We start from the raw sequence: 890 nt of genomic DNA on the forward strand, positions 1-890 counted from the left end.
ACGAAGAATTCTCCACCTCAGGCTTTACAGACTTTTTCTTGTCTAATTCGTCACTCATGCGATTTGATCACCATCCCTTCAAAAAAAAACGGCCCACAGAATAACTTCTGCAGGCCGTTAATTGTAGCGTTAATTAAGAGAAGTGCTTAGTTCTTCTCTTGATCTACGATTTTGTTCGATGCGATCCAAGGCATCATTTCACGCAACTTAGCACCTGTTTCTTCGATTGGGTGCGCAGCGTTATTACGACGATACGCCGTCATTGATGCGTAGTTGGTTGCACCTTCCTGGATAAACATCTTCGCATATTCACCATCCTGAATACGCTTAAGAGCGTTACGCATCGCAGCACGCGACTCATCGTTAATAACCTCAGGGCCCGTGACATACTCACCATACTCAGCGTTATTTGAGATTGAGTAGTTCATGTTTGCGATACCACCTTCGTACATCAAGTCAACAATCAACTTCAACTCATGCAAACATTCAAAGTAAGCCATTTCTGGTGCGTAACCAGCTTCAGTAAGCGTTTCAAAACCCGCTTTGACAAGCTCGACAGCACCACCACAAAGAACCGCCTGCTCACCGAACAAATCGGTTTCAGTCTCGTCTTTAAACGTCGTTTCGATAATACCTGTACGACCACCACCAACGCCGCTCGCATACGAAAGCGCAACATTTTTAGCTTGGCCAGATGCATCCTGGAATATAGCGATCAAGTCTGGAATACCGCCACCTTTAACAAACTCCGAACGCACAGTGTGGCCCGGCGCTTTTGGCGCAATCATGATGACGTCAAGGTCTGCACGCGGAACAACCTGGTTGTAATGGATCGCAAAACCGTGCGCGAAAGCCAGCGTACCGCCCTGCTTAATGTTTGGCTCAATCTC

The 890-nt window shown here is 46.9% G+C and carries 1 protein-coding gene; it reads right to left on the reverse strand.

Going from position 1 to position 890, the window contains the following annotated elements; all coding sequences use genetic code 11:
- Positions 1-146 precede the first annotated feature (146 nt).
- Positions 147-890 (reverse strand): ketol-acid reductoisomerase (gene ilvC / locus A3750_RS16315; protein ID WP_068548452.1); only part of this gene is annotated, 744 nt, incomplete at its 5' end.

This window comes from Oleiphilus sp. HI0079 (genome assembly GCF_001635105.1).